This is a genomic window from Streptomyces sp. NPDC040405 (assembly GCF_055595765.1).
The window spans coordinates 472,816-497,438 of sequence record NZ_JBVIVI010000001.1 but is presented as its reverse complement, the minus strand read 5'-3'; the positions used below and the strand labels follow the sequence as shown (position 1 = coordinate 497,438).

Sequence of the window (24,623 nt, the reverse complement as noted above, 5' to 3'; positions counted from 1 at the left end):
TCATGCCGCACATCGTCGTCGAATACTCCGACACCCTGACCGGCGCCTTCGACCGCCAGGGCTTCGGCACCGCCCTGCACCCCGTCGTCGCCAAGACCATCGACACCGCGGTGGCCGGGTGCAAGACCCGGTTCCGCCGGGTCGAGGAGGCCGTTCTCGCCGACGGGGCGCCCCATCTCGCCATGATCCACATCGAGGTGGCGATCCTGTCCGGCCGGGACGCCGAGACCAAGGCGGAGCTGTCCCGCGCCGTGCTGGACGTCGCCCGCGCCCATGTGGCGCCGGTGCCGGGCCTGACCGTGCAGACCACCGTGAACATCTCCGACCTGGACCGCGGCTGGTACGCGAAGGACGAGGTGGTCCACCCCGCCTAGCCGCCGCCCGGCCGCGCGGGGCCTCTCGCGGGAGACGCCGGACTTCTCGCGGGAGATACAGAGGGGAATAGGGAGACAGCGGAGTCATCCAGACATCTACCTATAAAGCAAGTCGAGGCGCACAATGGTGGTGCGGTGGAATTACCGCACTGCGCGGTCAGACTTGCATGGAACGAAGGAGGCGAGTCGTATGGCCGACGTCTCACGTACCCGCGGTGATCTAAAGGGCCACCCCGACGTGTCCGAGATGCGTGAGCGCTTCGCTCGCATGATGGACGCGCGGGACGTTGTCTTCCTCGATGGACCGGTGCTGCTCGCCGGTCTGTACTTCGCCATCTCCCCCTGGGTGGTGCACTTCTCGAGCACCAGCCCCGACCTCATGGTCAACAACGTCATCCTCGGCCTGGCCATCGCCCTGCTGGGCATCGGTCTCACGTCGGCGCCGCGGAGGATGTACAGCCTGTGCTGGGCCATGTCCGCGATCGGTGTATGGATGATCATTTCTCCCTGGGTCGTTGCCAGGGGACCGGATGCCGGAATGATCTGGAACAACGTGCTCGTCGGCGCCCTCACCTGCCTGTTCGGCCTGATCGCCGCAGGCGTGGTGATGCGGAAGGGACGGGAGACCTGACCGAGACCTGAACGACACGGAACTCAGACGCTACGAGGCACAACGGACAAGGCCGTCGGCCGCACGCCCCTTCACGGGGGTGCGGTCGGCGGCCTTTCCGTCGGTGCGTGTGCGTGCGCGTCAGCCGATCGGCTCCGGCATCGGGACCACGTCGTAGGAGCATTCGATGATGTCGCCGGTGGCCGGATCGCCCAGCTCCACCCGCCAGCGGTCGGCGAACTGGTCGACCCCCTCCGCCATCGGGATCGTCCCGGAGATCAGCACCGTGCCCGGCACCAGCTCGCCGCGCTCGCGCAGCACCTCGACCCAGTACGAGGGCGGCAGCAGCTCGGCCAGGGTGCCGCTCTGCACCTCGGTCTCCTTGCCGTCATGGCTGACCCAGGCCCGCAGGGTCAGATCGTCCAGCCGGGCGGTCACGTCCGCGAGGGGCCAGGCGCGGGCGGCGAGCACATCGGGGCCCGCGTTCTTGCTCCAGGCCACGCCGTGCACCTCCAGCTCCCGGTCGGTGTGGTCGCAGGCGGCGGTGAGCAGCAGCTCCCCGCCCTCGGCCACGATCAGCGCCCATTCCGCCTCGCCTGAGGTGCGGCCGTGCTGGACGCTGACCCGGCCGGTCTGCTGGGCGAGGTAAGGGGCGACGGGGTAGAGGGCGGGCGTCACGTCGGGGGCGGGAACGCCCAGCTCGGCGAGCTCGGCGACATGGGCGGCCACGTCCTCCTGGCTTCGCCCGGCGTAGCCCGCGTTGAGCACCTGGACGACCTCCTCCACATGCCGGGTGGAGCCGTCGGGGAGTTCGAAGGTCAGGGCGGGGCGGGGGGACTGCGGGGGCTGCGTCGTCATGGGGCGTGCTCTCCAAATCGCGAGGAACTTCCCTCAAGGGGGTTGCGCATACGCTTGGTATACAACAAGTATGCCGGAAGCCCCGCATCACGCAACCACCCCGCACCACCCCAGAGGACGAACCATGCAGCGCACCTCCCCGAGCGCACCAGAGCCCCGGGCCGAGTCCCGGGCAGAGCCCCGGGCCGACGGATCCGCGGTCCGCCGCGCCTTCGTCGCCAGCCTCACCGGCACCGCCCTGGAGTGGTACGACTTCGCCGTCTACTCCGCCGCCGCGGCGCTGGTCTTCGGCGACCTCTTCTTCCCCTCCAAGGACCCCTTCACCGGCACCCTCCTGGCGTTCTCCACCTACGCCGTCGGCTATGTCTCCCGCCCGCTGGGCGGCTTCGTCTTCGGCCGCCTCGGAGACGTCATCGGCCGGAAGAAGGTGCTCATCGCGACGCTGGTGCTCATCGGCGTCGCGACCCTGCTGATCGGGCTGCTGCCCACCTACGCCACCGTCGGCGTCGCGGCCCCCGCCGCCCTGGTGCTGCTGCGCTTCGCCCAGGGAGTCGGCGTCGGCGGCGAGTGGGGCGGCGCGGTGCTGCTGTCCAGCGAGTACGGCGATCCGCGGCGCCGCGGCTTCTTCGCCTCGGCCGCGCAGGTCGGGCCGCCCGCGGGCAATCTGCTCGCCAACGGTGTGCTCGCGGGGCTGGGCGCCACGCTGACGGAGGACCAGTTCCTGTCCTGGGGCTGGCGGGTGGCGTTCCTCTTCTCCGGGGTGCTGGTGGTCTTCGGGCTGTGGATCCGCGCCAAGCTGGAGGAGACTCCGGTCTTCAAGGCGATGGAGGCCGCGCAGGACCGCTCCGAGGCGCCGGTGCGCGAGGTGTTCACCTCCCAGCCCCGGGCGCTGACCGCGGCGATCCTCTGCCGCATCGCCCCCGATGTGCTGTACGCGATGTTCACCGTCTTCGTGCTCACCTACGCCACCGGGGAACTGGGAATGTCGCGCGGTTCCGCGCTGACCGCCGTGCTCATCGGCTCCTCCCTCCAGATCTTCCTGATCCCGCTGGCCGGGGCGCTCTCCGACCGCGTCAACCGGCGGTGGCTGTACGGTGTCTCCGCCGTCGCCGCGGGCGTCTGGCCGTTCGTCTTCTTCCCGCTGGTCGCGGGCGGGAGCTGGGCGCTGCTCACCCTGGGCGTGGTCGTGGCGCTGGTGATCCATTCGCTGATGTACGGGCCGCAGGCGGCCTTCATCGCCGAGCAGTTCTCACCGCGGCTGCGCTACACGGGCTCCTCGCTCGCGTACACCCTGGCCGGAGTCGTCGGCGGGGCGATCGCGCCGCTGCTGTTCACGACGCTGCTCGGTACCTATCACGCCTGGCTCCCGCTGGCGCTCTACATCGCGCTCACGGCGGCGGTCACGGTCGCCGGGCTGTGGCTGGGCCGGGACGCGGCGCCCGCCCAGGACGAGGAGCCGGACGGCGTGGCCGCGCAGCACCAGTCGTCCGCCGCGATCGGCTGACGCACCCCCCCCGGAACGAGCGGCCTCGCCCCGCCCGGGGCATCATCGCCAGGTCACCCACTGCGCCGACAGGGAAGGCAGAACACACCCCATGCGCATCGCACTGAGCCAGATCACCACCGGCCCGGACCCGCAGGCGAACCTCGTCACCCTGCGCGAGCAGGCCCTGCGCGCGGCGGCGGACGGCGCCCGGATCGTCGTCTTCCCGGAAGCCGCCATGGCGTGCTTCGGCACCCCGCTGGGACCGCTCGCCGAACCGCTGGACGGCCCCTGGGCCACCGAGGTCCGGCGGATCGCGCGGGACGCCGGGGTGGTGATCGTGGCGGGCATGTTCACCCCGGCCCCCGACGGGCGGGTCACCAACACCCTGCTGGCCACCGGCCTCGGCGTCGACGCCTCGTACGACAAGATCCATCTGTATGACGCCTTCGGATTCGCGGAGTCCAAGACCGTGGCCCCCGGCTCCGAGGTGGTCACCTTCGAGCTGGACGACGTCCGGATCGGCCTCGCCACCTGCTACGACGTACGGTTCCCCGAGCTGTTCCGGGCGCACGCCGACGCGGGCGCCGTGCTGTCGCTCCTTCCGGCCTCCTGGGGTGCGGGCCCCGGCAAGCGTGAGCAGTGGGAACTGCTCACCCGGGCGCGGGCGCTGGACGCCACCGTATGGCTGGCCGCCGTGGGCCAGGCCGACCCGGCGGCGAGCGGTGCCGAGATGCCGTCGACGAGCGCCCCCACCGGCATCGGGTACAGCGCCCTCGTCGGCCCCGACGGGACCGTGCGCGAGCGGCTGGAGGCGGCCCCCGGGCTGCTGGTGGCGGACGTCGCCATCGAGGAGGTCGCCGCGGTGCGCCGCACGGTGTCCGTCCTGGCCAACCGCAGGCTGGGGACCGGCGCATGAGCGGGCGGCCCAAGCCCGAGCTGGAATTCCACCGTCCCTCGGGCGCCTGGCAGGTGCCCGAGGGGGCGGCCCCGGGCGTCCGGGAACAGACCCTCGCCGCGGACGGGAGCGGCGCGCATCGCACGGCGCTCGTCCGGTGGGAGCCGGGCACGGACACCTCGCGGTCCGGAGTCGTCCGTCATGACTTCTGGGAGGAGGTCTACCTGATCGAGGGCGACATGCACGACCTGACGCTGGGGCGGACCTTCTCGCAGGGGGACTACGCGTGCCGCCCGCCGGGCATGCCCCATGGCCCGTGGACCTCCGAGGCCGGGGTGACGATGCTGGTGATCACCTACCCGGGGGCCGATCCGGAGACTCCGGCCGGGACTTGAGGCTGCCCGGGACTTGAGGCTGCCCGGGACTTGAAGGCTGCCCGGGGTCTGTGGCGGCCGGGGGCTGAGACACCCCCTGGAGGCGCACCAGGACTGGCGCGGTCCCGGGGGCGGCTCACCCCGCGAGCAGCACCTTCAGCGTCGACTCCAGATGGCCGCTGATCGCGGTGCGCGCCGCCTCCGGGTCGCCGGAGGCCACCGCGTCCAGGATGGCCCGGTGTTCGGCGAGCACCGCCTCCTGGCGGCCGGTCCGGTTGTACAGGGCCACCACCCCGGCCCGGATCTGACGGCTGCGCAGCCCGTCGTAGTGCTTGCCCAGGAGATCGTTGCCCACCGCGGCGACCATGGTCGCGTGGAAGAGGTGGTCCACGGCGATGAATTCCTTGGCGTGCTCGGGCCCGCTGAGCCCGCGCTGCCGCTCCAGCAGCTCCGTCAGCTTCCCGACCGGCACCGTCCGCTGCTCGATGATCTGCTCCGCGGCATAGCGCTCGACGATCCCGCGCAGCTCCATCAGCTCGGTGATCTCCCGGCCGGAAAGCGGCGCGATGTGCGCACCCCGCTTGGGCACCAACTGGACCAGATCCTCGGCCGCGAGCAGCAGCAGCGCCTCGCGGATGGGCGTCCGCGAGATGCCGATCCGGTCGGCGATCTCCTGCTCGGTGAGGAACCTGCCCTGCATGTCGGGATCGGTCAGCACGGTCTCCTTGAGGAACGCGTACGCCTTTTCTCGTCCGGACTGCACTGGGCCCATTCCTCCTCGCATACCACTCGTATACGAAAATTATCACGGCGAGGAGGGCCCGGAGCCCGGCACTCATGAGCCCTTGCCCGTCACGAGGACGACCTTCCCGGTGATCGTGCCCGACTCCGCCAGCCGCATCGCCCGCGCGGCCTCGGCCAGCGGGATCCGCGCGGCCACCTGGGCGGTGAACTCACCGCCCGCGAGCAGCGCGAGGACCTGGCCCAGATCCTCGCGCACCCGTGCCTGGTAGGCCGCGCGCCGCCGCCTGCCCGCCCACAGGTTGTAGAAGTGCGCCTTGCGGCCGTTGGGCAGCAGATTCCACAGCGCGAGCCGGGCGAACAGCTTGAGGACCGGCACCCGGGGCGAGCCGGACACGTCCCGGGTGGCCGCCGTGCCGTACGAGACGAGCGTGCCGCCGCGGGCCAGCAGCCGGAACGAGTCGGTGATGCCCTCGCCGCCGACGTGGTCGAACACCGCGTCCACCCCGCCGGGCGCCAGCTCGCGCACCCGCGCGGCCAGCTCCGGGTCGCGGTAGTCGACGGGGGTGGCGCCCAGCGCCCGCACCGCGTCGTGGTGGCGGGGCGACGCGGTGCCGATGACCGCGATACCGGCGTGGCGGGCGAGCTGGACCAGGGTGGAGCCCACTCCGCCGTTGGCCCCGTGGACCAGCACGGTCATCCCGGCGCGGGCCCCGGCCACCCGGTGCAGCATCTGCCAGGCCGTGATCCCGTTGACCACCACCGTCTCGGCCTCGGCCGCGCCCACTCCGTCCGGCACCGCGACCAGGTCGCCCGCGTCGGCCAGCGCATGGCTGGCCCATCCGCCGACCTTGGTCAGCACGGCGAACCGGCGGCCGCGCAGCCCCGGGTCCACTCCCGCGCCCGTATCGGCGACCATGCCCACCAGGTCGTATCCGGGCACGAAGGGGAACGGCGGCTGGTCGTAGTACTTGCCGCGGCGCATCTGCTGCTCGGCGAAGGAGACCCCGGACGCCTCGACGGCCATCAGGACCTGGCCGGGTCCGGGCTCGGGCACCGGGCCGGTGCGGAGCTGGAGCCCCTCCGGATCCACCGGACCGGGCAGGACGACTTCGGTGAGCGACATGGCGGAACCCCGCATCTCGTAAGGTCTTCTATCGAATGTGAGAGCTTCTAACGAAACAATGAACCTGTTACCCTCGACGTGTCAAGCCCCGTTTTTTCCGGCCCGTACGAGGCCCGCACGAGAAGGGAAGGGCGCACCCATGGCCACAGCACGGCGAGAGCGCTACCGGCAGCAGACGCGGGAGGAGGCCAAGGCCGTGGCCCTGACCCAGCTCGCCGAGTCGGGCACGGCGGGCATCTCGGTGAACGCGATCGCGAAGGCGATGGGCATGACCGGCCCCGCCCTCTACCGCTACTTCGCGGGCCGGGACGAGCTGCTGACCGAGCTGATCACCGACGCCTACCGCGATCTGGCCGCGGTGGCCTCCGCGGCCGTAGACGCAGCCGCCCCCGCCGACCGCTTCCGTTCCCTCGCCCACGCCCTGCGCGACTGGGCCAAGCGGCAGCCCGACCGCTATCTGCTCATCTACGGCACCCCGGTGCCCGGTTACCAGGCGCCCCCCGAGACCACCGAGATCGCCGGGTCCCTGATGCGCACCATCCTCGACGCCTGCGCCACCCTGGACCGCGCCGCCGCCCCCACCCCGCTCGAAGCCGAGCTGGCGCGGCAGCTGGAGGGCGTGGGCCCCTGGGCCCCCGGCCCGGAGCCGGACGGCGAGCTGAAGAGCCGCGCCCTGGCCACCTGGACCCGGCTGCACGGGGTGATCAGCCTTGAGGTGCAGGGCCAGTTCGGCGGTATGGGCTTCGATCCGGCGGCGCATTTCGAGGCCGAGGTCGGCGCCCTCGTACGCGGTGCGTGAGACGCTCGCACGGCGCACACTGGAAGCACGCCCACCGGTGACCGGAGGTCGCGATGGAGTCCGCCGCCGAATTCGACGTCGTCGTGGAGATACCCGAGGGGTCCCGCAACAAGTACGAGATGGACCATGAGTCCGGGCGCATCCGGCTGGACCGGATGCTGTTCACTGCCACGAAGTACCCGGCCGACTACGGCTATATCGACCACACCCTCGGCCGCGACGGCGACCCGCTCGACGCCCTGGTCACCGTCGGCGAGCCCACGTTCCCCGGCTGCGTGATCCTGTGCCGGGCCATCGGCATGTACTGCATGCGCGACGAGAAGGGGCCGGACGAGAAGATCCTGTGCGTGCCCGCCCACGATCCGCGCTATGTGGACGTCCAGGACATCGACGACGTGCCCGAGTTCGACCGTATGGAGATCACCCACTTCTTCGACGTCTACAAGGACCTCGAACCCGGCAAGTCCGTCGAGGGATCCCACTGGGAGGGCCGCGAGCAGGCGTACGCCGAGATCGCCGCCTCCCGCGCCCGCGTGACGTAAGCGGCCCTGGGCGGCCTCAACGGCCCTACGCGGCCTCAACGGCTCTACGCGGCCCAGCGGCTCTACGCGGCCCCAGCGCCCCTACGGCGTTTCGCCGCGCGGGGCGGGCACCCCGCGGTCGTTCTGCAGCTCCCACAACTCCCGGAACAGGCCCGGCGATCGGGTCAGCTCCTCGAACGTGCCCTGCTGGATCACCCGGCCGCGGTCCAGCACCACGATGCGGTCCGCCACCGCGACGTTCGCCAGCCGGTGCGTGACCAGGACGACCGCGCGGTCCCGCGCCATCCGCCGCAGCCCGGCGAAGACGCGGTGCTCGGCGCGCGCGTCCAGAGCGCTGGTGGGCTCGTCCATCACCAGCAGCCCGGCGGGCCGGTGGAACGCGCGGGCCAGCGCGATCCGCTGCCACTGCCCGCCGGACAGTTCCACCCCGCCCCACCACTGCCGGGCCAGCAGCGTGTCTAGACCGCTGCGCAGCCCGTCGACCACCTCGTGCGCCCCGGAGCGGACCGCCGCGGTCCGGACCGCCTCGTCCCCGCCGTGCGGCTGCCCGAGGGTGATGTTGTCGCGTGCCGACAGCGGCCAGTGGGCGTAGTCCTGCGGCACCACGGCGGTGTGCCGCCACATCGCCTGCGGATCCAGCTCCGCGGTGCTCGTGCCGTCCCAGGTCACGGCGCCCCCGGTGGGCAGGTACAGCCCCGTCAGCAGCTTGCTCAGGGTGGTCTTGCCGGAGCCGTTCTCCCCGACCAGCGCCAGCACTTCGCCGCGTCGCACCTCCAGGCTCACCTCGGCGAGCGCCGGAGCCTGGGACTCCGGGTAGGCGTACGTCAGCCCTTCGGCCCGGATCACCCGCGGCACTTCCGGCACCCGGCTGCCGCGCCGCATCCGGTGCCCGCCCGCCTCCTCGATGAACTCCGCCCAGTCGTCCAGATACAGCCCCGTACGGAACAGCCGCGTCCCGTACCCGACCATCCCCTGCAGCGATGAGCCCACCGTCCGCAGCGCGAACACCGCCGTCCCCGCCGAGGCCACCGACATCTGCCCGGACCCCAGCAGCAGCGCCAGCGACGCCCACACAAGCCCCGACGCGAAACCCCCGGCCAGCGCCCCCGCCACCGCGTACCGGGCGCCCCGGTGCACCGCCTTGTCCGTCGCGGCGTCCACCCGCGCGCCGATCGACCGGTACCGGTCCAGGAGGAACGACGCCATGGTGCCCGAGCGCAGTTGATCGGCGATGTCCTTGTCCACCATGTACCAGCGCAGCAGCCCGAGCGTGCGCCGGTCCGCGCTGATCGCCCGGCTCGTCTCGTACTGGACCCGCGCGCCCTTCATCCCCGCGATCCCCTGCGGCAGCGCGGCCAGCAGCAACAGCGGCAGCAGCGCCGGATGCAGCACGGTCACCACCCCGGCCGCCGCGACCAGCGAGGACAGACACGCCATCAGCTGCTGCGACTCGACGATCAGATCCTGCGCGACCTCGGCGCCCCGGTCCGCCGCGTCCCACTTGTCGTTGAACCCGGGGTTGTCGTACGCCGCCAGCTCCGCGTTGATCGCCGCGTCCAGCATCTGGGTCTCGGCCTCCCGCGAGATGCGCGGCGACAGCCTGCTGGAGATGTTCGACACCGCGATCCCCAGCAGCGCCCGCAGCCCCGCCGCACCGGCCAGCACCGCGAGCGACGGCAGCGCCTCCCGCAGCCGCTCGCCGATGTGCCCGGACGAGATGAGCGCCGTGATGGTGCCGGTCGTCGCCAGCAGCCCGAACGCCTCGAAGAACCCCGCGAGCGCCTGGCACAGCAGCAGCGTCACGACCGCCTTGCGGTCCACCCGCCAGGCCAGCCCCAGCGAGCGGCGCACCAGTTGCGGCAGCCGGCGGGCCATGGCCCGGGTGGTGATCGTCTCCAGGACCACCGGCACGGGCGGCCGGAACCGTAATTCCTCATCGGCCCCGTCCGGTTGTCCTGCCGGTTGGTCGGCCGGTTTCCCGGCGGTCTGCGACGCTGCCACGGATCCCCCTGACGAATGCTCCAGCACGGCGGTGCCGGTCACCTTGCCGCAAAGCCGTTTGCGCCGCAGGGCGTACGACGGAGGTCCACACGATCGGGGACCGCTCGGGAACCGGCCGGGGAGCGGCCGTCCCCCGGCGTGCATCGGCCGATGGCTCACGGCGCGGCGGTGCGCCGCCGTACGTCGGCCATCAGCTTGTTCAGCAGGGCGGTGAGGGTGGCCCGTTCGTCCTCCGACAGGCCCTCGACGAGCCTGGCCTCCTGGCCGAGCACCTGATCGACGGACCGCTCGATGAGCGCGTGCCCGTCGGCCGTGAGCTTCACCAGAACGGTCCGGCGACCGGTGGTCCCCGGCGCCCGCTCGACCAGCCCGTCGCGCTCGGCGCGCGCCACGCGCTGGGAAACCGCCCCCGCGGTGACCAGTGTCCGCCGCGCGATCTCACGCGTGCTGAGCGTGTACGGCGGCCCGGAGCGGCGGATGACGGACAGCAGATCGAGGGTGGCCGCGTCGATCCCCGCCTCGCGCAGCACCCGGTTGCGGTCGTCGGCGAAGAGCTTGGCCAACTGCCAGATGGGCGTGGCGACCTCGATGGACGACGTCGGCGTGCCCGGCCTCTCCCGCCGCCACGCCGCGGCGATCTCGGCGGCGGCGTGGGCGGGTTCGGGTTCCCCCGATGCGGCGGCGGTGGTGTCGGCCACGGTGTGATCCTCTGTCGTCGTCGGCTATGTTTAGATCTAAATATAGGTCTGAACATAGCAGTGAGCAGGAGGAACCGTGCCCCGCACCGTACTCGTCACCGGCGGCACCAGCGGCATCGGCCGCGCCGTCGCCGCGACCCTCGCCGCCGAGGAGGCGGAGGTCTTCATCACCGGACGCCACTCCGACACCGTCGCCCGCACCGCCGGGGAGCTGAACGTGCACGGCGTCGTCTGCGACGCGACCGACCCCGAGCAGGTCGCGGAACTCGCCGCCCGGGTGGGTGAACTGGACGTCCTGGTCAACGCCGCCGGGGGGCTGCCCGAGGCCGCGTCCGGCGAGGCGTCGCCCCTCGAAGAGCTGCGCGCCCAGTGGCACTCCAGTCTGGCGCGGAACCTGCTCACCGCGGTGCTCACCACCGCCTCGGTGCGGGACAAGCTCACCGGCGACAGCTCCGTCATCAGCATCGGCTCGATCGGCGCCGAGCGGAAGGGCGGCTCGTACGGAGCGGCCAAGGCCGCGCTCGCCGCATGGAACGTCTCACTGTCCGTCGAACTCGCCCCCAAGGGCGTCAGCTGCAACGTCATCTCCGCGGGATACATCGAGGGCACCAACTTCTTCCGCGGTCAGATGACCGACGACCGCCACCGAGCGCTCGTGGAGGAGACGCACAACAAGCGGCCGGGAACGGTCGACGACATCGCCCGGACGGTCGCCTTCCTCGCCTCTCCGGGCGCCCGGCACATCACCGGCCAGACCCTCCACGTCAACGGCGGAGCCTTCACCACGCGGTGACCGAGCCGACGCGGCGGCCCGGACCCGTGTCCGTGTCGCCGCGGATGCGCCCCCTCGAGGTGAATACACACCACCCCCGCACAGCGCCCGCGCGGTGCGCACCGGTCGGGAAACCCCGCGCTCGACGGTACCCGCGGCGCACCCGGCGCGAGCCGCTGAGCGCTGCGCCATTCAGGGCAATTCACCCCCATGCACCTGGCGTTGTGCCGCCACTCGCGCGCCTACTGGTGCTACAGACCGGTGGGTTCCACATCCGCCGGGGGACGGTGACGCGGGCATGCCCCGGCGTCGATCGCCGTAAGTGTGCACCCCCTGGTACCCGATGCGCCGCCGCGCCCTGACCAAGGCGCCGGCCTGGCGACCAACGGCCCACCACCTCACCTCACTTGGAGGGCCCATCATGGCTACCCCCACCATCACCCTGGTGACGGCAGCGCCGAACCCGGCGACGTCCGGGCAGACGGTCACGCTCACCGCCACCGTCATCCCCCTCGGCACCGGAACCCCCACCGGCACCGTCACCTTCACCATCACCGGCGGCCCCACCCTGACGGGGACCCTGTCCGGCGGCACGGCCACGGTCACCGCCAGCGGGCTGAGCGTCGGCGTCCACCCCGTGGTCGCCACCTACGGCGGCGACACCAACTTCCTCGCCTCCACCGGCGCCACCGTCATCGTGGTCATCCAGGCCGCGACGACGACATCGGTGGTGTCCAGCCCGGACCCGTCGACACTCGGGCAGTCGGTGACGTTCACGGCCACGGTCACCCCCGTCGGAGGCGGCGGAGGCTCCCCGACCGGGACTATGACCTTCATCATCGGCGGCGTGGGCGGCGGCACCTTCGCCCAGCCCGTGACGGCCGGTGTGGCCACGCTGACGCTCTCCACCCTGGCCGTCGGTACCAGCCCCGTGATCGCCCTCTACAGCGGCGACGCCAGCTTCCTGCCGTCCTCAGGAGTCGACACCCACACGGTGACCCCCGTCCCCTAGCCAGCACCGAGCCCCGCCACCGCCCCCGAGGGGCAGTGGCGGGGCTCGGTCGAGCGTCGAGGACCCGCGGGGTCTTTAGACGTCGAAGTAGAGCTCGAACTCGTGCGGGTGCGGACGCAGCTGCAGCGGGGCGATCTCGTTGGTGCGCTTGTACTCGATCCACGTCTCGATCAGGTCGGAGGTGAAGACACCGCCCTGGAGGAGGTACTCGTGGTCGGCCTCGAGCGCGTCGAGGACGGCCGGGAGGGAGGTCGGGACCTGGGGGACGCCCGCGTGCTCCTCGGGGGCCAGCTCGTAGAGGTCCTTGTCGATCGGCTCGGCCGGCTCGATCTTGTTCTTGATGCCGTCCAGGCCCGCGAGCAGGAGCGCGGCGAAGGCCAGGTACGGGTTGCCGGAGGAGTCCGGGGCGCGGAACTCGACGCGCTTGGCCTTCGGGTTGGAGCCCGTGATCGGGATACGCATCGCGGCCGAGCGGTTACGCTGCGAGTACACCATGTTGACCGGCGCCTCGAAGCCCGGGACCAGGCGGTGGTAGGAGTTCACCGTCGGGTTGGTGAAGGCCAGCAGCGACGGGGCGTGCTTGAGGATGCCGCCGATGTAGTAGCGGGCGGTGTCCGAGAGGCCCGCGTAGCCCTGCTCGTCGTAGAAGAGCGGGACGCCGCCCTGCCACAGCGACGAGTGGACGTGCATGCCCGAGCCGTTGTCACCGAAGATCGGCTTCGGCATGAAGGTCGCGGTCTTGCCGTTCTTCCACGCCACGTTCTTGACGATGTACTTGAACAGCATCAGGTCGTCGGCCGCGGCCAGCAGCGTGTTGAACTTGTAGTTGATCTCGGCCTGGCCGGCGGTGCCCACCTCGTGGTGCTGGCGCTCGACCTGGAGACCGGCCTTGTCCAGCTCCAGGCTGATCTCGGCGCGCAGGTCGGCGAAGTGGTCGACCGGCGGGGTCGGGAAGTAGCCGCCCTTGTAGCGGACCTTGTAACCGCGGTTGTCCTCCAGCGCACCGGTGTTCCAGGCGCCCGCCTCGGAGTCGATGTGGTAGAAGGCCTCGTTCGCCTTGGTCTCGAAGCGCACGCTGTCGAACACGTAGAACTCGGCCTCGGGGCCGAAGTACGCGATGTCCGCGATGCCGGTGGAGGCGAGGTAGGCCTCGGCCTTCTTGGCGATGTTGCGCGGGTCGCGGCTGTACTGCTCGCCCGTGATCGGGTCGTGGATGAAGAAGTTGATGTTGAGCGTCTTGTCGCGGCGGAACGGGTCGATACGCGCCGTCGACAGGTCCGCACGCAGGGCCATGTCCGACTCGTGGATCGCCTGGAAGCCGCGAATCGACGAGCCGTCGAAGGCCAGCTCCTCGTCCGGGTCGAACGCCGCTGCCGGTACGGTGAAGTGCTGCATGACGCCGGGAAGGTCACAGAACCGGACGTCGACGAACTTGACGTCCTCGTCCGAGATGAACTTCCGAGCGTCGTCGGCGTTCTGGAACATCCAACTCCTCCTAGCCCGGCCGCAGGGGGACGGGGATTTGTTCGGTCGCGCGGTCCTGGGGGTGGTGGCGCGCTGTCGCCGACGATAAGCAGGCGGGATTTCCCGGGCATGACCCATTTGTTTCACCCAGGTTAACCGGGTCAGGGGCCGTTACGGGCGTATGCGGAGGGCCGCAGTACCGTATGGAGCGTGGACAAGAGGCAAGCAATCGGATCCTGGCTTTCCGGCCCCCGCGCGGCCGCCGAGGAGATGGGCGTCGACCTGGGCTACCGCGGCCAGGGGATGGGGCTGCCCGAGAGCGGACCGGGCGCGATCGCATCGCTCGGGCGGCGTTTCGGGGCGCTCTTCATCGACTGGGCGCTGTGTGTGCTCGTGTCGTACGCGCTACTGGCCGACCGTAATCCGCAGGCCGCCGGGAACTGGGCGCTGCTCGTCTTCCTCGTGCTCAGCGTGCTGACCGTGGGCACCGTCGGCGCGACCCCCGGCAAGCTGCTGCTCAGGCTGCGGGTGGTCGGCGAGGGCGGGGTGCGGCTCAGCCTGCCGCGGGCCGTGCTGCGCAGCGTGCTGCTGGTGCTCGTCATCCCCGCGGTCGTCTTCGACCGCGACACCCGCGGGCTGCACGACCGGCTCTCCAAGGCCGTGCAGATCCGGGTGTAGGCGCAGCCAAGGACAGCCGATTGCATACGAAAGGCGGCCCGGGACTCTTGTCCCGGGCCGCCTTTATTACGTGGAGTCTCAGCCGGATCGGCGGATCAGCGGCCCTTCGGCATCCGCATGCCCTTGGGCATCGGGCCCTTCGGGATCGGCATGTTGCTCATCAGGTCACCCAGCGCCCGCAGCCGCTCGTTCACGACCGTCACCTGCGCGCCCGGCAGCACCCGCGGCAGCTTCAGCAGCGTGGTGCGGAGCTTCTTGATCTGCACCTGGCCCTCGCCGGTGCCGACGATCACATCGTGCACCGGGACGTCCGAGACGATGCGGCCCATGCGCTTCTTCTCGGCGGCCAGCATGCCCTTGAGCCGGTTCGGGTTGCCCTCGCCGACGAGCACGATGCCCGCCTTGCCGACGGCCCGGTGGATGACGTCCTGGTTGCGGTTCATCGCGACCGCCGGGGTCACCGACCAGCCGCGGCCCACGTTCTCCAGGACGGCGGCCGCCGCGCCCGGCTGGCCCTCCATCTGACCGAAGGCCGCCCGCTCGGCGCGACGGCCGAAAATGATCGCCATCGCGAGGAACGCCAGGACGAAGCCCAGGATGCCCAGGAAGATGGGGTGACCGATCAGGAAGCCGATGGCGAGGAGGACACCGAAGGTGATGATCCCCACGCCGGCAACCACGAGGCCGACCTTGGAGTCGACCCGTTTGGTCATCTTGTAGGTCTGGGCGATCTGCTTCAGTCGCCCGGGGTTCTCGGATGTTTCCTTCCGCGCCATAAGGCGAAGTTTACGTGGCCTGGGAAGCCCCGGTGGACACGGCCTCCAGAACGTGCTGTGCCTCGGTCCGGTCCTTGGCGCGGCGCCGGTCCTCCAGGACCGAGGTCCAGGCGTTACGCCGGGCTGTGCGCTGCCCGCCGCGCAGCAGCAGACCCTCCAGGGCGAGCAGCGCGTCGGTCATGGACGGGCGTACGGGCGCAGCCGGCATTGAGTACCCCTCGGAAGCGGTGGATTATCACGACGCACGCGGCTATGAGCGGTGCGTGGTTTTATCGTTACCCAATGGTGTTACCAGTGTGTGACCGGCCGGTCAAACACCGATGAAGCCTCGGATACGGCTTCTATTGTGGCTGTGACCTGGGGTTTTGCGAAACGGGCCGAGTGGCCGGTGTGCCCGCACTCACACAGCGTGTTGCTCACACCGGCTCTCGTGCCGTCGGGGCTCAGACCGCCTGCGTCGAGTTCTCGCGGTGGTCGATGGCCTGCTGGTACAGGCGCCCCGCGCGGTAGGACGAACGGACGAGCGGGCCGGACATGACACCGGCGTAGCCGATCTCGTCCGCCTCCTCCTTCAGCTCCACGAACTCGTGCGGCTTGACCCAGCGCTCCACCGGGTGGTGCCGGGGGGAGGGGCGCAGGTACTGGGTGATCGTGATCAGCTCGCAGCCCGCGTCGTACAGGTCCTGGAGCGCCTGGCTGACCTCTTCGCGGGTCTCGCCCATGCCAAGGATCAGGTTGGACTTGGTGACGAGACCGTCCTCGCGGGCCTTGGTGATGACCTCGAGCGAGCGCTCGTAGCGGAAGCCGGGGCGGATGCGCTTGAAGATCCGCGGGACCGTCTCGACGTTGTGCGCGAGCACCTCGGGGCGGGACGAGAAGACCTCGGCGAGCTGGTCGGGGTCCGCGTTGAAGTCCGGGATCAGCAGCTCGACGCCGGTGTCCGGCATGAGGGAGTGGATCTGCCGCACGGTCTCCGCGTACAGCCAGGCGCCGCCGTCGTCCAGGTCGTCGCGGGCGACGCCGGTGATCGTCGCGTAGCGCAGCTCCATCGTCTGCACGGATTCGGCCACCCGGCGCGGCTCGTCGCGGTCCAGCGGCTGCGGCTTGCCGGTGTCGATCTGGCAGAAGTCACAGCGCCGGGTGCACTGGTCGCCGCCGATGAGGAACGTGGCCTCGCGGTCCTCCCAGCATTCGAAGATGTTGGGACAGCCCGCCTCCTGGCACACCGTGTGCAGGCCCTCCCGCTTCACCAGGCCGTGCAGCTCGGTGTACTCGGGGCCCATCTTCGCCCGGGTTTTGATCCATTCGGGCTTGCGCTCGATGGGGGTCTGGCTGTTCCGGACCTCCAGACGCAGCATCTTGCGTCCGTCGGGTGCGACTGCGGACACGTCCGGCACTCCTCTTTGCTTGGCGAGTCTGGGTGGCGCGGCTTTCGATTCGTCGGCGGTCACCAGGGTACGCCCGTCATTCATACGGATTTACGTCCAGGGCAACCGATGACGTCGGGGGCGCATTCCCCGGGAGCACGCTCCTACACGGCTCCTACACGGCGCGCGGCAGCGGTACGGAGGACTCCACGACCGCCCGCAGATGCTTCTCGATCACCGGGATCACCTCGGCGACCGCCACGTCCCGGCCCAGCTCCGCCGAGAGCGAGGTCACGCCCGCGTCCCGGATGCCGCACGGCACGATCCGGTCGTACGAGGTGTTGTCCGGATCGCAGTTGAACGAGAACCCGTGCATGGTCACGCCCTTGGCGACTCGCACGCCGATCGCGCCGAGCTTGCGGTCCTCGCGGCGCTGTCCGGCGTTGGACGGGGCGTACTCCGGGCCGTTCATCCGCGGGTCGAACTCCTCGTCCTCCACCCGCGGGTCGAAGTCCAGCTTCAGCCCGCCGAGCGCCGGGCGCTGGTCCATCGGGTCGCCCAGCACCCACACCCCGCTGCGGCCCTCCACCCGGGTGGCCTCCACGCCGAAGTCGGCGCAGGTCAGCAGCATGGCCTCCTCCAGCCGCCGGACATGCGCGACGACGTCCACCGGGCGCGGCAGCTTGAGGATCGGATAGCCGACGAGCTGCCCTGGACCATGCCAGGTGATCTTGCCGCCGCGGTCCACGTCCACCACCGGGGTGCCGTCGAGAGGGCGCTCGTTGTCCGCCGTGCGCCGCCCCGCCGTGTAGACGGCCTGGTGCTCGAGCAGCAGACAGGTGTCCGGGATCTCGTCCGCGAAGCGGGCCGCGTGCACCCGGCGCTGCTCCTGCCACGCCTCCTGGTAGTCGACGGCCTCCGCCCCGAACCCCAAGTGGACGTAGCGCAGTCGCGTCTGCGAAGCGGGGGTCGTCCCCGGGGACGCTGCGGTCACGGCAAGCTCCTTTTCGGACCTCGTAACAGTGGGCGGTGCCCCCGCCACTGTACGACCGCGCGCTTTCCTACCCGTATCCGGCTCGTTCTCACACGATCGGATGAAAGGAGTCCGACCAGCGCGATCAGCCCGCTACAGCCAGTTAAATTCACGCCGTTCCACAGAGCGAATCAGGGAGACCGGCAGGCTGATGACGGAACGACCCCCGCAGCGCATCCCCAACCGTCAGCTCGCCGCGCTGATTTCCGAGGCAGGGTTCTCCAACGCCGGGCTCGCCCGGCGGGTGGACCAGCTCGGTATCGAGCACGGCCTCGACCTGAGATACGACAAGACGTCGGTGACCCGCTGGCTCCGTGGCCAGCAGCCGCGCGGCACCACCCCCGCGCTGATCGCCGAGGTCTTCACCCGGCGGCTGGGGCGCCGGCTGACCGCCCAGGACCTGGGGCTGGACGCCTGTGCCCCGGTCTACGCGGGGCTGGAGTTCGCGGCGACCCCGCAGGAGGCGGTGGACATCGTCAGCGGGCTGTGGCGGAAGGACTCCGGCAGCCACGCGGAGCTACGGAAGATCGCCTTCACCCCGGCCGGGCTCGTGGTCCCCAGCCGGGACTGGCTGATCGGCCGCCCGGACGACCGGGTCGCCCGGGGTGAACCCCCGGCGGCCGCCGGGGGCCCGACCGTCCCCGCGCAGGGCGGCCGGGGAGCCGCCGCGGGCCGGGCGGTCTCCGCCGGGACGGCCACCGCCGACCGGGTGCCGGTGCCCCGGCAGCGGCAGGCGGACCGGGTCCAGCGCGGCCCCGGCCACCGGGTGACCCCGGGCGACATCGCGGCGCTGCGCTCGGTCAGCGAGCTGTTCCGGACGCTGGACCAGACGTACGGCGGCGGCCACGCCCGGCAGGCCCTGGTGCGCTATCTGGAGCACGAGGGCGAGCCGATGCTGCGCGGCACCTACGGCGAGACGACGGGTCGGCGGCTGTTCGGCGCCGTCGCGGACCTGACCCGGCTGGCCGGGTGGACGTCGTACGACATCGCCGCGCACGGCCTGGCCCAGCGGTATTTCGTCCAGGCGCTGCGGCTCGCCCAGGCCGCCGGGGACCGGCCGTACGGCAGCTATGTGCTGGTGACCATGAGCCGCCAGGCCGTCTACCTGGGCCACGGCCGGGAGGCCGTCCAGCTCGCCAGGGTGGCCCAGCAGGGCGTGGGCGGCGGCGCCCCGCCGGTGCTGCAGGCCCTGCTGCACGCGGTCGAGGCGCGCGGGCACGCGGTGCTCGGCGAGGTACGGGCCTGCACCGCCTCGCTCGCCCGCGCCGAGCGGGCGCTGGAGACGTCGCGTCCGGGCGACGACGTGCCGTACTGGGCGCGGACCTTCGACGAGGCCCAGCTGGCCGACGAGTTCGGCCACTGCCACCGGGACCTCCAGCAGTACCGGGCCGCGGCCCAGCACGCGGAGCGCTCGCTACGGCTGCGCGGCGCCGGATTCGCCCGCAGCCGCCTCTTCAGCCGGGTGGTGCTGGCCACGGCCCGGCTGGGCCTGGGCGAGCTGGAGCAGGCGTGCGCGCTGGGCGCGGAGGCGGCGCAGCAGGCGTCCGAGATGCGGTCGGCGCGGGCGCTGGACTACGTACGCGACTTCGAGCGCCGCCTGGAGCCCTACCGAGACGCGGCCCCGGTCCGCGGCTACCGCGAACGCGTCGCGGCACTGGGTTAGCCGACCGCGGCGACGCGGGGCGGGTCAGCCCGTGCTGCTGGGGCGGCTCGCCGTCGGGCTTGGTCAGGGCGTGCGCACGCCGAACGTGTGGGACAGGCCCGCCGTGCCCTGGTCCGTCACGTCTATCGCCCGGCGGCGGGTGCCGCGGCGGATCCAGTCCAGCTCGAAGAGGCGGTCGGTGATCGCGGCGCCCAGGGCACCCGCCAGGTGGTGGCGCTGTTCGGTCCAGTCCACGCAGTAGCGGATCAGGGGGCGGCGGCCGTGGAGCCGGTCGGTGTCCACGCCGAACGCGGCCAGCTCGGTCCGCCCCCGGTCGGTCAGCCGGTACGGGGTGTCGTTGCCGGGGGCGGACAGCCGGTCGCGTTCGGCGGTCTCCGGGTGGTGGCGTCCGTCGCCGCCGGTCAGCAGGCCGCGGTCCAGCAGGGCGCCCATCAGCGCCACGCCCAGGCCGCCCGCGACATGGTCGTAGCAGGTGCGGGCCCGGCGCAGGGCCTGGGCGTGGGTGGACGCCCGCAGCGAGGTGACGGGCAGCGGCGGCGCGATCCTCGCCAGCGCCTCGATGGCCTCGCCGACGGCCGGGCCGGTCAGCCGGTAGTAGCGGTGCCGCCCCTGCGGTGCGACGCGTACGACACCGGCCTCCAGCAGCTTCGCCAGGTGTCCGCTCACCGTGGAGGCGCTCACCCCCGCCTCGGTGGCCAGCACGCTCGCGGGCAGCGCCCGCCCCTCCGCCAGCGCCAGCAGGATCCGGGCGCGGGAGGCGTCCGCGAAGACGGTGGCGGCGCGGGCGAGGTCCGCGTCACGGGCGGGAGAGGCGGTCATGGGTTCAGCCTAGGGCGCGGTCGCTTCGGCGCCCGGCGAAGTGTTCGTGCGCCGAGCGGCCTCGAACACCTCCTCCGCCTCGGCGATCGCCCGCGCCAGGGCCTCAGGATCGGGCCGCAGCCCGGACGTGACCGTGTCGAGGCGGCCCAGGCCCGCCCGCCGCAGCAGCCGCTTCTCGTTGGTGACCCACTCGCCGCGTGCCGCCAGCACCGCGTGGGCGGTCTGCATGGCGGCGGTGGCCAGCGCGCCCGCGACCTCGGTGGCCTGGCCGCGCCGGGCGTACGAGCCCTTGGCGTACGCGAGCGTCAGGGCGGCCCGGTCGCGCCAGAACGGGGGAGCCGCCGCGCGCAGCGCCTCCGGGTACCCGGGGCGGGGCAGGGCGCCGCGGAGTACCTGGTTGACGGCGAGTTCGGCGACGACCAGATAGCTGGGGATGCCCGCGAGGTGGAAGAGAAGCGGCTCCCAGCGGAAGCGGCCCCGCCGGGCCTCGGCGAGTTCGTGTTCGACGGCGTCGAGGTCGCGGTAGTGGACGTCGACGTGCCGTCCGCCGACGGTGAGCCAGGCGCCGCCGTTGAAGACGCCGCCGCCCCAGTCGCCGATGCCGGAGACCTCCCCCGGCCAGGCGGACGAGCGGGCGACCGCGCGCAGATCGGCCGGGTCGAACGCGCCCCGGTAGTACAGGGCCAGGTCCCAGTCGCTGTCCGGGGCGTGGGTCCGCTGGGCGCGCGAGCCGCCGAGGGCGACGGCGCGCACGGCGGGCAGTGCGGCGAGCCGGTCGGCGGCATGGGTGAGGAACGTGTCGTCGGTCATGAAGGTCCGATCGTGCGCGGTGGATGACGGGCCATGCGGGCGCACCGCATGGACGCCGGAGCAGGGCTCGCACGGCGCCATGCGGATCGGTGCGCCTGGGTCATCACCTCATGACGCAGACGGTAGTGGACCTTGGCGGAGGGCGCCGTCAGGCCGCCGCGACGGGGACGACGGGGGTGTCGGAGCCGGGGGTGGCGCCGAAGTCGTGGAGCACCGCCCGGGCGGCGCGGCGGCCGGAGACGAGGGCGCCCTGCACGGTGCTGGCGTCACGGTGGTCGCCGCATACGTACAGCCCGGACAGCAGCCGCACCGGGCGGCGCAGGTCGTGGGGCGCGGGCATGGCGGGCACGGCGTGCGGGTCGTGGTGGGCGGCCAGCAGCTCCCAGTCGGCGGTGGAGGTGCCGTAGACGGTGGCGAGCTGGGCCCTGGCCTGCCGGTCGAGTTCGGCGGTCGGCAGGCCCGCGGCGGCGCCCAGCACGGTGGAGGTGATCAGCACCCGGCCGCCCGGCGCGCGCGAGGGGTCGACCTCGCTGGCGACCGTGGTGTGGGCGACGGGACCCTGGCCGCCCGCGGCGAGGATCAGCGCGGGTTCGCGCAGGGGCGGCTGACCGGCGGTGTGGTGCAGCACGGTGACCGGGTGGAAGGCGGGCAGCCGCAGCCCGGGGAGGAGTTCGGCGGCGTCGTGCGCCCCGGTGGCCACCAGCACCGCGCGGCAGCGGATCTCGCCGTGTCCGGCGGTGGTCACGGTGGTGGTGGCGGCCGAGGTGGCCCGTACGCCGGTGTGGACGGTCCCCGGCGGCAGCGTGGCGGCCAGCAGCTCGGGGACGGTGGCGGCGCCGCCCGCCGGAAGGCACAGCCTGCCGCGGGCGTAGCCGCGCAGCACCAGATCGGCGCAGCGGCTGGACGTGTTCAGGCCCGGATCGCTCAGCAGCGAGACGAGAAGCGGCCGCAGCACGCTCTCGACGGTACGAGCGGGAAGGCCCCGCCCCGCCAGGGTCTCGTGGACCGGCCGGTCGGGGCGGGCGAGGAGGCGGTCCGCGGGCAGGGCGGCGAGCCTGCCGAGCGCGGCACCGAGTCGGGCCTGATCGAGTCCGCCGCCCAGGGGCGCGCGGGCAGCGCTTGCGAGAGCGCGCGCCGTGGTGAGTGCGCCCCTTGTGCTCCGGGGGCCGCGAGGGGTGCCGATCCGCTGCGTACGGCCGTCGCCGTGCACCAGCACCCCCTGGGAGAAGGGGCGCAGGGCGAGGGCGTCGAGTCCCGGGGTGTGCCGCAGCTCAGGGAAGGAGGTGTTCACCAGCTGCCCGGTGCGGTCCAGCCGGAAGCCGTCGACCGTATCGGTGGTCATGCGGCCGCCGACCCGCGGCGCGGCCTCCAGGACGGTGACCTCCATGCCCGCGCCGGTCAGCGACTGGGCGGCGGCCAGTCCCGCGAGTCCGGCTCCCACGATGACGACGTCCGTGCGGTGCGTGCGCTTGAGCACGTGTCCTCCCCGGGGTCGGGATGGAGCGGATCGGAACGGTCACGACGGTAGGGGCAAAAACGGTCGATGACAGACGCGCATCGACCGAGCATGGGCGCACAACGGTCGCACGCCGATCGGGTTCGGCCGTTCCGCTTCGTGGCGTCCCGTTCCCCCGTGACGTCCTCTACGACCCCTACGCCCCGTCAGCGCCGACCGCCCGCCGCCGCCTTCAGGGCCTCGTCGACATGGGGGTAGGTGAAGGCGAAGCCGGTGTCCAGGAGCCTGCGGGGGAGGGCCCGTACGCTGCCGAGGATGTCGGTGGACATCTCGCCCAGGGCGATCCGCAGGGCCGGAGCGGGCACATGGAGGAGCGTCGGGCGGCGCAGCACCCGGCCCATGGCCTCGGTGATCTCACGGTTGGTCACGGGGGAGGGGCTGGTGAGATTGACCGGGCCGCTGAGGTCCGCGGTGTCCAGGATGTGGCGCAGCGCGGCGATGTGGTCGTGCAGGGCGATGAAGCTCCAGTACTGGCGGCCGCTGCCCATCCGCCCGCCGAGGCCCGCCTTGAACAGGGGGAACAGCCGCCCCCACGCCCCGCCCTCGGGAGCGATCACCAGACCGCTGCGGATGAACACCGTGCGCACGTCCGCCTCCTGCGCCGCGGCGGTCGCCTCCTCCCAGTCCTGGCACAGGTCCGGGAGGAAACCGTGCCCAGGGGGCGCGCTCTCATCGACCGCGCGCTCCCCCGTGTCCCCGTAGAACCCGACCGCGCTTCCACTGACCAGCACCCGCGGCGGGGTGTCCAGAGAGGCCACGGCCTCGGCGATGGCGGCCGTGCCCAGCACCCGGCTGTCCCGCAGCTCCTTCTTGTACGCCTCGGTCCAGCGGTGCTCGCCGATGCCCGCGCCCGCGAGGTGGACGACGGCCTCACACCCCGTCAGCCCGGCGGTGTCGACCCACTGCCGCTGCGGGTCCCACTCGACTTCCGCCTCCTCGCGGGGAGTTCGCCGCACCAGGCGCACGACCTGGTGGCCGTCCCGGAGCAGAGAGCGGACGAGGGCCGTCCCGATGAGCCCGGTGGAACCGGTGACCGCGATGCGCATGGGCCCATCCTGCCCCCGATCTTCCGGGGGATGTCGGACGTCGAGGAGCGCGTGGCAGAGTGACCCGCATGTCCGAGCCCTCCGCCCCGACCCAGCCGTCAGCCCTGCCCGCGCCGCTCATCCGGCGCGCCGTGCTCGACGACGAGCACGCGCTGGTCGCGCTGGACCGCCGTACCTGGTCCACGCTGCACTCCGTACTGCCGGCCCCGGAGCCGCCGTACGACGCCTTCTTCACCCACCGCAACCGCCCCGTGCACGTCACGGTGGCCGAGCTGGACGGGCAGCCCGTCGGCTATCTGCGGCTCGTCCCGCCGACGCAGCTGGCCAGCAACGCGCACGTCCGCCAGATACAGGGGCTCGCGGTGGACCCGAAGGCGCGCGGCCGGGGCGTCGCGCGGGCGCTGCTGAACGCGGCGTACGAGGAGGCGCTGCGGCAGGGCGCGAGCCGGATCACCCTGCGGGTGCTCGGCCACAACCTCCCGGCGCGGCGGCTCTACGAGTCGGAGGGCTTCGCGGTGGAGGGCGTCATGCCGGGGGAGTTCCTGCTGGACGGCCGTTACGTGGACGATGTGCTGATGGGCCGCGCCCTCAGCGGCTGACCCCAGACCCGGGTCAGCCCCGGATCAGCCCCGGAAGCGCTCCCAGAGCCGGGGATAGCGCACCGCCAGCGCCGCGTCGTCCTCCAGGTCGACCGTCGCGCCGATCGGCTCGTCCGGCTGCGTAGGAAGCCCCAGCTCCGGCAGTACCAGGCCGGTGAGCTGCTCGTACGCCTCGTCCGCCGCGAACCCCAGGTCCTCGCAGTCGCCGTCCACCTGCTCGTCGAAATCGTCCAGCAGCTCCGCCAGGGCGTCCGGGTCGTGCAGCGCGCCCTCGAAGACGTCCCGGCCCTGGCCGATCAGCCAGAAGCGGAACGCCTCGAACGCGTCGTCGCTGACGCCGCCCAGCATCACCCAGGCGGCACCCCACAGATCCCAGCGGTACGCCCGGTTCGCGCGGGCCTCGAAGTGCCGGGCGAAGTCCAGCACGGAGTCGGGGTCGAGCTGCGACAGCTGCTCGACGAGCAGGTCGGACTGGTCCTCGGGGTCGCCCTCGGCGGCCTCCCGAGCCCTGTCGACCAGCCCCCAGAACTCCGTCTCGTCCATCATCACGGGACCAGCATCGGC

27 protein-coding genes are annotated in these 24,623 nt (G+C 72.1%); 12 read left to right on the top strand and 15 right to left on the bottom strand.

Features of this window, described 5'->3' with window-relative positions; translation table 11 throughout:
* Positions 1-2: 2 nt before the first annotated feature.
* Positions 3-374 (top strand): 5-carboxymethyl-2-hydroxymuconate Delta-isomerase, encoded by a 372-nt coding sequence (locus ACZ59A_RS02315; RefSeq protein WP_470952387.1) that lies wholly within the window; start codon positions 3-5, stop codon positions 372-374.
* 190 nt (positions 375-564) lie between these two features.
* Positions 565-1,005 (top strand): SPW repeat protein, encoded by a 441-nt coding sequence (locus tag ACZ59A_RS02310; RefSeq protein ID WP_468041472.1) that lies wholly within the window; start codon positions 565-567, stop codon positions 1,003-1,005.
* A gap of 120 nt (positions 1,006-1,125) precedes the next feature.
* Here ACZ59A_RS02310 and ACZ59A_RS02305 read toward each other — a convergent pair whose 3' ends face one another.
* Positions 1,126-1,842: a DUF2848 domain-containing protein gene (locus tag ACZ59A_RS02305; RefSeq protein ID WP_470952384.1), complete on the bottom strand. Its 717-nt coding sequence runs from the start codon at positions 1,840-1,842 to the stop codon at positions 1,126-1,128.
* A 124-nt stretch (positions 1,843-1,966) separates the two neighbouring features.
* Between ACZ59A_RS02305 and ACZ59A_RS02300 the strand changes: the two genes are divergently transcribed.
* The 3 genes from ACZ59A_RS02300 to ACZ59A_RS02290 all read left to right on the top strand — a co-directional run bounded on the left by ACZ59A_RS02300 (position 1,967) and on the right by ACZ59A_RS02290 (position 4,618).
* Complete coding sequence (locus ACZ59A_RS02300; protein WP_470952381.1) at positions 1,967-3,346, top strand: MFS transporter; 1,380 nt, start codon at positions 1,967-1,969, stop codon at positions 3,344-3,346.
* 91 nt (positions 3,347-3,437) lie between these two features.
* The gene (locus tag ACZ59A_RS02295; protein ID WP_470952378.1) at positions 3,438-4,244 is read left to right on the top strand and encodes a carbon-nitrogen hydrolase family protein; all 807 of its coding nucleotides are present in this window, start codon (positions 3,438-3,440) and stop codon (positions 4,242-4,244) included.
* Complete coding sequence (locus ACZ59A_RS02290) at positions 4,241-4,618, top strand: cupin domain-containing protein (RefSeq protein ID WP_470952363.1); 378 nt, start codon at positions 4,241-4,243, stop codon at positions 4,616-4,618. Before ACZ59A_RS02295 ends, ACZ59A_RS02290 begins: the two co-directional genes overlap by 4 nt.
* A 115-nt stretch (positions 4,619-4,733) precedes the next feature.
* Here ACZ59A_RS02290 and ACZ59A_RS02285 read toward each other — a convergent pair whose 3' ends face one another.
* Both ACZ59A_RS02285 and ACZ59A_RS02280 read right to left on the bottom strand, forming a co-directional pair.
* Complete coding sequence (locus ACZ59A_RS02285) at positions 4,734-5,360, bottom strand: GntR family transcriptional regulator (RefSeq protein WP_470952360.1); 627 nt, start codon at positions 5,358-5,360, stop codon at positions 4,734-4,736.
* 72 nt (positions 5,361-5,432) lie between these two features.
* The gene (locus tag ACZ59A_RS02280) at positions 5,433-6,464 is read right to left on the bottom strand and encodes a medium chain dehydrogenase/reductase family protein (RefSeq protein WP_470952357.1); all 1,032 of its coding nucleotides are present in this window, start codon (positions 6,462-6,464) and stop codon (positions 5,433-5,435) included.
* Positions 6,465-6,603: 139 nt separating this feature from the next.
* On the opposite strand from ACZ59A_RS02280, the gene ACZ59A_RS02275 reads away from it, so the two are divergent.
* Together ACZ59A_RS02275 and ACZ59A_RS02270 are read left to right on the top strand one after the other, a co-directional pair.
* Positions 6,604-7,263 carry a TetR/AcrR family transcriptional regulator gene (locus ACZ59A_RS02275; RefSeq protein WP_468041484.1) on the top strand — a complete coding sequence of 220 codons (660 nt, stop codon included), beginning with the start codon at positions 6,604-6,606 and terminating at the stop codon, positions 7,261-7,263.
* Positions 7,264-7,316: 53 nt separating this feature from the next.
* Positions 7,317-7,805, top strand: a complete 489-nt coding sequence (locus ACZ59A_RS02270) for an inorganic diphosphatase (RefSeq protein ID WP_468041486.1) — start codon at positions 7,317-7,319, stop codon at positions 7,803-7,805.
* 81 nt (positions 7,806-7,886) lie between these two features.
* Here ACZ59A_RS02270 and ACZ59A_RS02265 read toward each other — a convergent pair whose 3' ends face one another.
* Both ACZ59A_RS02265 and ACZ59A_RS02260 read right to left on the bottom strand, forming a co-directional pair.
* Positions 7,887-9,806: an ABC transporter ATP-binding protein gene (locus ACZ59A_RS02265; RefSeq protein WP_470952354.1), complete on the bottom strand. Its 1,920-nt coding sequence runs from the start codon at positions 9,804-9,806 to the stop codon at positions 7,887-7,889.
* 155 nt (positions 9,807-9,961) lie between these two features.
* Positions 9,962-10,504: a MarR family winged helix-turn-helix transcriptional regulator gene (locus ACZ59A_RS02260; RefSeq protein ID WP_470952351.1), complete on the bottom strand. Its 543-nt coding sequence runs from the start codon at positions 10,502-10,504 to the stop codon at positions 9,962-9,964.
* Between the two features lie 76 nt (positions 10,505-10,580).
* Here ACZ59A_RS02260 and ACZ59A_RS02255 point away from each other — a divergent pair, with 76 nt between their 5' ends.
* Together ACZ59A_RS02255 and ACZ59A_RS02250 are read left to right on the top strand one after the other, a co-directional pair.
* Positions 10,581-11,297, top strand: a complete 717-nt coding sequence (locus ACZ59A_RS02255) for an SDR family NAD(P)-dependent oxidoreductase (RefSeq protein WP_470952348.1) — start codon at positions 10,581-10,583, stop codon at positions 11,295-11,297.
* 400 nt (positions 11,298-11,697) lie between these two features.
* Positions 11,698-12,288, top strand: coding sequence for an Ig-like domain-containing protein (locus tag ACZ59A_RS02250; protein ID WP_470952345.1), 591 nt, complete (start codon positions 11,698-11,700; stop codon positions 12,286-12,288).
* 75 nt (positions 12,289-12,363) lie between these two features.
* Here ACZ59A_RS02250 and glnA read toward each other — a convergent pair whose 3' ends face one another.
* On the bottom strand, positions 12,364-13,773 hold the full coding sequence (gene glnA, locus ACZ59A_RS02245) for a type I glutamate--ammonia ligase (protein ID WP_468041506.1): 1,410 nt from the start codon (positions 13,771-13,773) through the stop codon (positions 12,364-12,366).
* 189 nt (positions 13,774-13,962) lie between these two features.
* Between glnA and ACZ59A_RS02240 the strand changes: the two genes are divergently transcribed.
* Positions 13,963-14,430, top strand: a complete 468-nt coding sequence (locus tag ACZ59A_RS02240) for an RDD family protein (protein ID WP_468041507.1) — start codon at positions 13,963-13,965, stop codon at positions 14,428-14,430.
* A 95-nt stretch (positions 14,431-14,525) separates the two neighbouring features.
* Here the strand turns inward: ACZ59A_RS02240 and ACZ59A_RS02235 are convergent, their stop codons facing one another.
* The 4 genes from ACZ59A_RS02235 to lipB form a co-directional block, all read right to left on the bottom strand.
* Positions 14,526-15,206 carry a DUF4191 domain-containing protein gene (locus ACZ59A_RS02235; protein ID WP_468041509.1) on the bottom strand — a complete coding sequence of 227 codons (681 nt, stop codon included), beginning with the start codon at positions 15,204-15,206 and terminating at the stop codon, positions 14,526-14,528.
* Between the two features lie 10 nt (positions 15,207-15,216).
* Positions 15,217-15,414: an SCO2195 family GlnR-regulated protein gene (locus tag ACZ59A_RS02230; protein ID WP_468041510.1), complete on the bottom strand. Its 198-nt coding sequence runs from the start codon at positions 15,412-15,414 to the stop codon at positions 15,217-15,219.
* 235 nt (positions 15,415-15,649) lie between these two features.
* Complete coding sequence (gene lipA, locus ACZ59A_RS02225; RefSeq protein ID WP_470952341.1) at positions 15,650-16,594, bottom strand: lipoyl synthase; 945 nt, start codon at positions 16,592-16,594, stop codon at positions 15,650-15,652.
* Positions 16,595-16,748: 154 nt separating this feature from the next.
* A complete protein-coding gene (gene lipB, locus ACZ59A_RS02220) occupies positions 16,749-17,567 on the bottom strand; it encodes a lipoyl(octanoyl) transferase LipB (RefSeq protein WP_470952338.1) in 819 nt (272 codons plus the stop codon).
* A gap of 190 nt (positions 17,568-17,757) precedes the next feature.
* Between lipB and ACZ59A_RS02215 the strand changes: the two genes are divergently transcribed.
* Complete coding sequence (locus tag ACZ59A_RS02215; protein WP_470952335.1) at positions 17,758-19,269, top strand: regulator; 1,512 nt, start codon at positions 17,758-17,760, stop codon at positions 19,267-19,269.
* A gap of 63 nt (positions 19,270-19,332) precedes the next feature.
* On the opposite strand, the gene ACZ59A_RS02210 is transcribed toward ACZ59A_RS02215, so the two are convergent.
* The 4 genes from ACZ59A_RS02210 to ACZ59A_RS02195 all read right to left on the bottom strand — a co-directional run bounded on the left by ACZ59A_RS02210 (position 19,333) and on the right by ACZ59A_RS02195 (position 23,460).
* The gene (locus ACZ59A_RS02210) at positions 19,333-20,088 is read right to left on the bottom strand and encodes an ArsR/SmtB family transcription factor (protein ID WP_470952332.1); all 756 of its coding nucleotides are present in this window, start codon (positions 20,086-20,088) and stop codon (positions 19,333-19,335) included.
* Positions 20,089-20,097: 9 nt separating this feature from the next.
* Positions 20,098-20,898: a nucleotidyltransferase domain-containing protein gene (locus ACZ59A_RS02205; protein ID WP_470952330.1), complete on the bottom strand. Its 801-nt coding sequence runs from the start codon at positions 20,896-20,898 to the stop codon at positions 20,098-20,100.
* A 148-nt stretch (positions 20,899-21,046) separates the two neighbouring features.
* Positions 21,047-22,375: an NAD(P)/FAD-dependent oxidoreductase gene (locus ACZ59A_RS02200; protein WP_470952328.1), complete on the bottom strand. Its 1,329-nt coding sequence runs from the start codon at positions 22,373-22,375 to the stop codon at positions 21,047-21,049.
* A 185-nt stretch (positions 22,376-22,560) separates the two neighbouring features.
* Complete coding sequence (locus tag ACZ59A_RS02195) at positions 22,561-23,460, bottom strand: TIGR01777 family oxidoreductase (protein WP_470952325.1); 900 nt, start codon at positions 23,458-23,460, stop codon at positions 22,561-22,563.
* A gap of 68 nt (positions 23,461-23,528) precedes the next feature.
* Here ACZ59A_RS02195 and ACZ59A_RS02190 point away from each other — a divergent pair, with 68 nt between their 5' ends.
* A complete protein-coding gene (locus tag ACZ59A_RS02190) occupies positions 23,529-24,059 on the top strand; it encodes a GNAT family N-acetyltransferase (protein ID WP_470952322.1) in 531 nt (176 codons plus the stop codon).
* A gap of 24 nt (positions 24,060-24,083) precedes the next feature.
* Here the strand turns inward: ACZ59A_RS02190 and ACZ59A_RS02185 are convergent, their stop codons facing one another.
* Positions 24,084-24,602 carry a DUF4240 domain-containing protein gene (locus ACZ59A_RS02185; RefSeq protein WP_470954590.1) on the bottom strand — a complete coding sequence of 173 codons (519 nt, stop codon included), beginning with the start codon at positions 24,600-24,602 and terminating at the stop codon, positions 24,084-24,086.
* Positions 24,603-24,623: the final 21 nt, after the last annotated feature.

Coding starts and splice junctions, on each gene's coding strand:
- ACZ59A_RS02290 (WP_470952363.1), top strand. CDS start 4,241: ATGAGCGGGCGGCCCAAGCCCGAGCTGGAATTCCACCGTCCCTCGGGC.
- ACZ59A_RS02305 (WP_470952384.1), bottom strand. CDS start 1,842: ATGACGACGCAGCCCCCGCAGTCCCCCCGCCCCGCCCTGACCTTCGAA.
- ACZ59A_RS02310 (WP_468041472.1), top strand. CDS start 565: ATGGCCGACGTCTCACGTACCCGCGGTGATCTAAAGGGCCACCCCGAC.
- ACZ59A_RS02275 (WP_468041484.1), top strand. CDS start 6,604: ATGGCCACAGCACGGCGAGAGCGCTACCGGCAGCAGACGCGGGAGGAG.
- ACZ59A_RS02300 (WP_470952381.1), top strand. CDS start 1,967: ATGCAGCGCACCTCCCCGAGCGCACCAGAGCCCCGGGCCGAGTCCCGG.
- ACZ59A_RS02210 (WP_470952332.1), bottom strand. CDS start 20,088: ATGACCGCCTCTCCCGCCCGTGACGCGGACCTCGCCCGCGCCGCCACC.
- ACZ59A_RS02195 (WP_470952325.1), bottom strand. CDS start 23,460: ATGCGCATCGCGGTCACCGGTTCCACCGGGCTCATCGGGACGGCCCTC.
- ACZ59A_RS02230 (WP_468041510.1), bottom strand. CDS start 15,414: ATGCCGGCTGCGCCCGTACGCCCGTCCATGACCGACGCGCTGCTCGCC.
- ACZ59A_RS02205 (WP_470952330.1), bottom strand. CDS start 20,898: ATGACCGACGACACGTTCCTCACCCATGCCGCCGACCGGCTCGCCGCA.
- ACZ59A_RS02295 (WP_470952378.1), top strand. CDS start 3,438: ATGCGCATCGCACTGAGCCAGATCACCACCGGCCCGGACCCGCAGGCG.
- ACZ59A_RS02185 (WP_470954590.1), bottom strand. CDS start 24,602: ATGGACGAGACGGAGTTCTGGGGGCTGGTCGACAGGGCTCGGGAGGCC.
- ACZ59A_RS02215 (WP_470952335.1), top strand. CDS start 17,758: ATGACGGAACGACCCCCGCAGCGCATCCCCAACCGTCAGCTCGCCGCG.
- ACZ59A_RS02315 (WP_470952387.1), top strand. CDS start 3: ATGCCGCACATCGTCGTCGAATACTCCGACACCCTGACCGGCGCCTTC.
- ACZ59A_RS02190 (WP_470952322.1), top strand. CDS start 23,529: ATGTCCGAGCCCTCCGCCCCGACCCAGCCGTCAGCCCTGCCCGCGCCG.
- ACZ59A_RS02270 (WP_468041486.1), top strand. CDS start 7,317: ATGGAGTCCGCCGCCGAATTCGACGTCGTCGTGGAGATACCCGAGGGG.
- glnA (WP_468041506.1), bottom strand. CDS start 13,773: ATGTTCCAGAACGCCGACGACGCTCGGAAGTTCATCTCGGACGAGGAC.
- ACZ59A_RS02235 (WP_468041509.1), bottom strand. CDS start 15,206: ATGGCGCGGAAGGAAACATCCGAGAACCCCGGGCGACTGAAGCAGATC.
- ACZ59A_RS02250 (WP_470952345.1), top strand. CDS start 11,698: ATGGCTACCCCCACCATCACCCTGGTGACGGCAGCGCCGAACCCGGCG.
- ACZ59A_RS02280 (WP_470952357.1), bottom strand. CDS start 6,464: ATGTCGCTCACCGAAGTCGTCCTGCCCGGTCCGGTGGATCCGGAGGGG.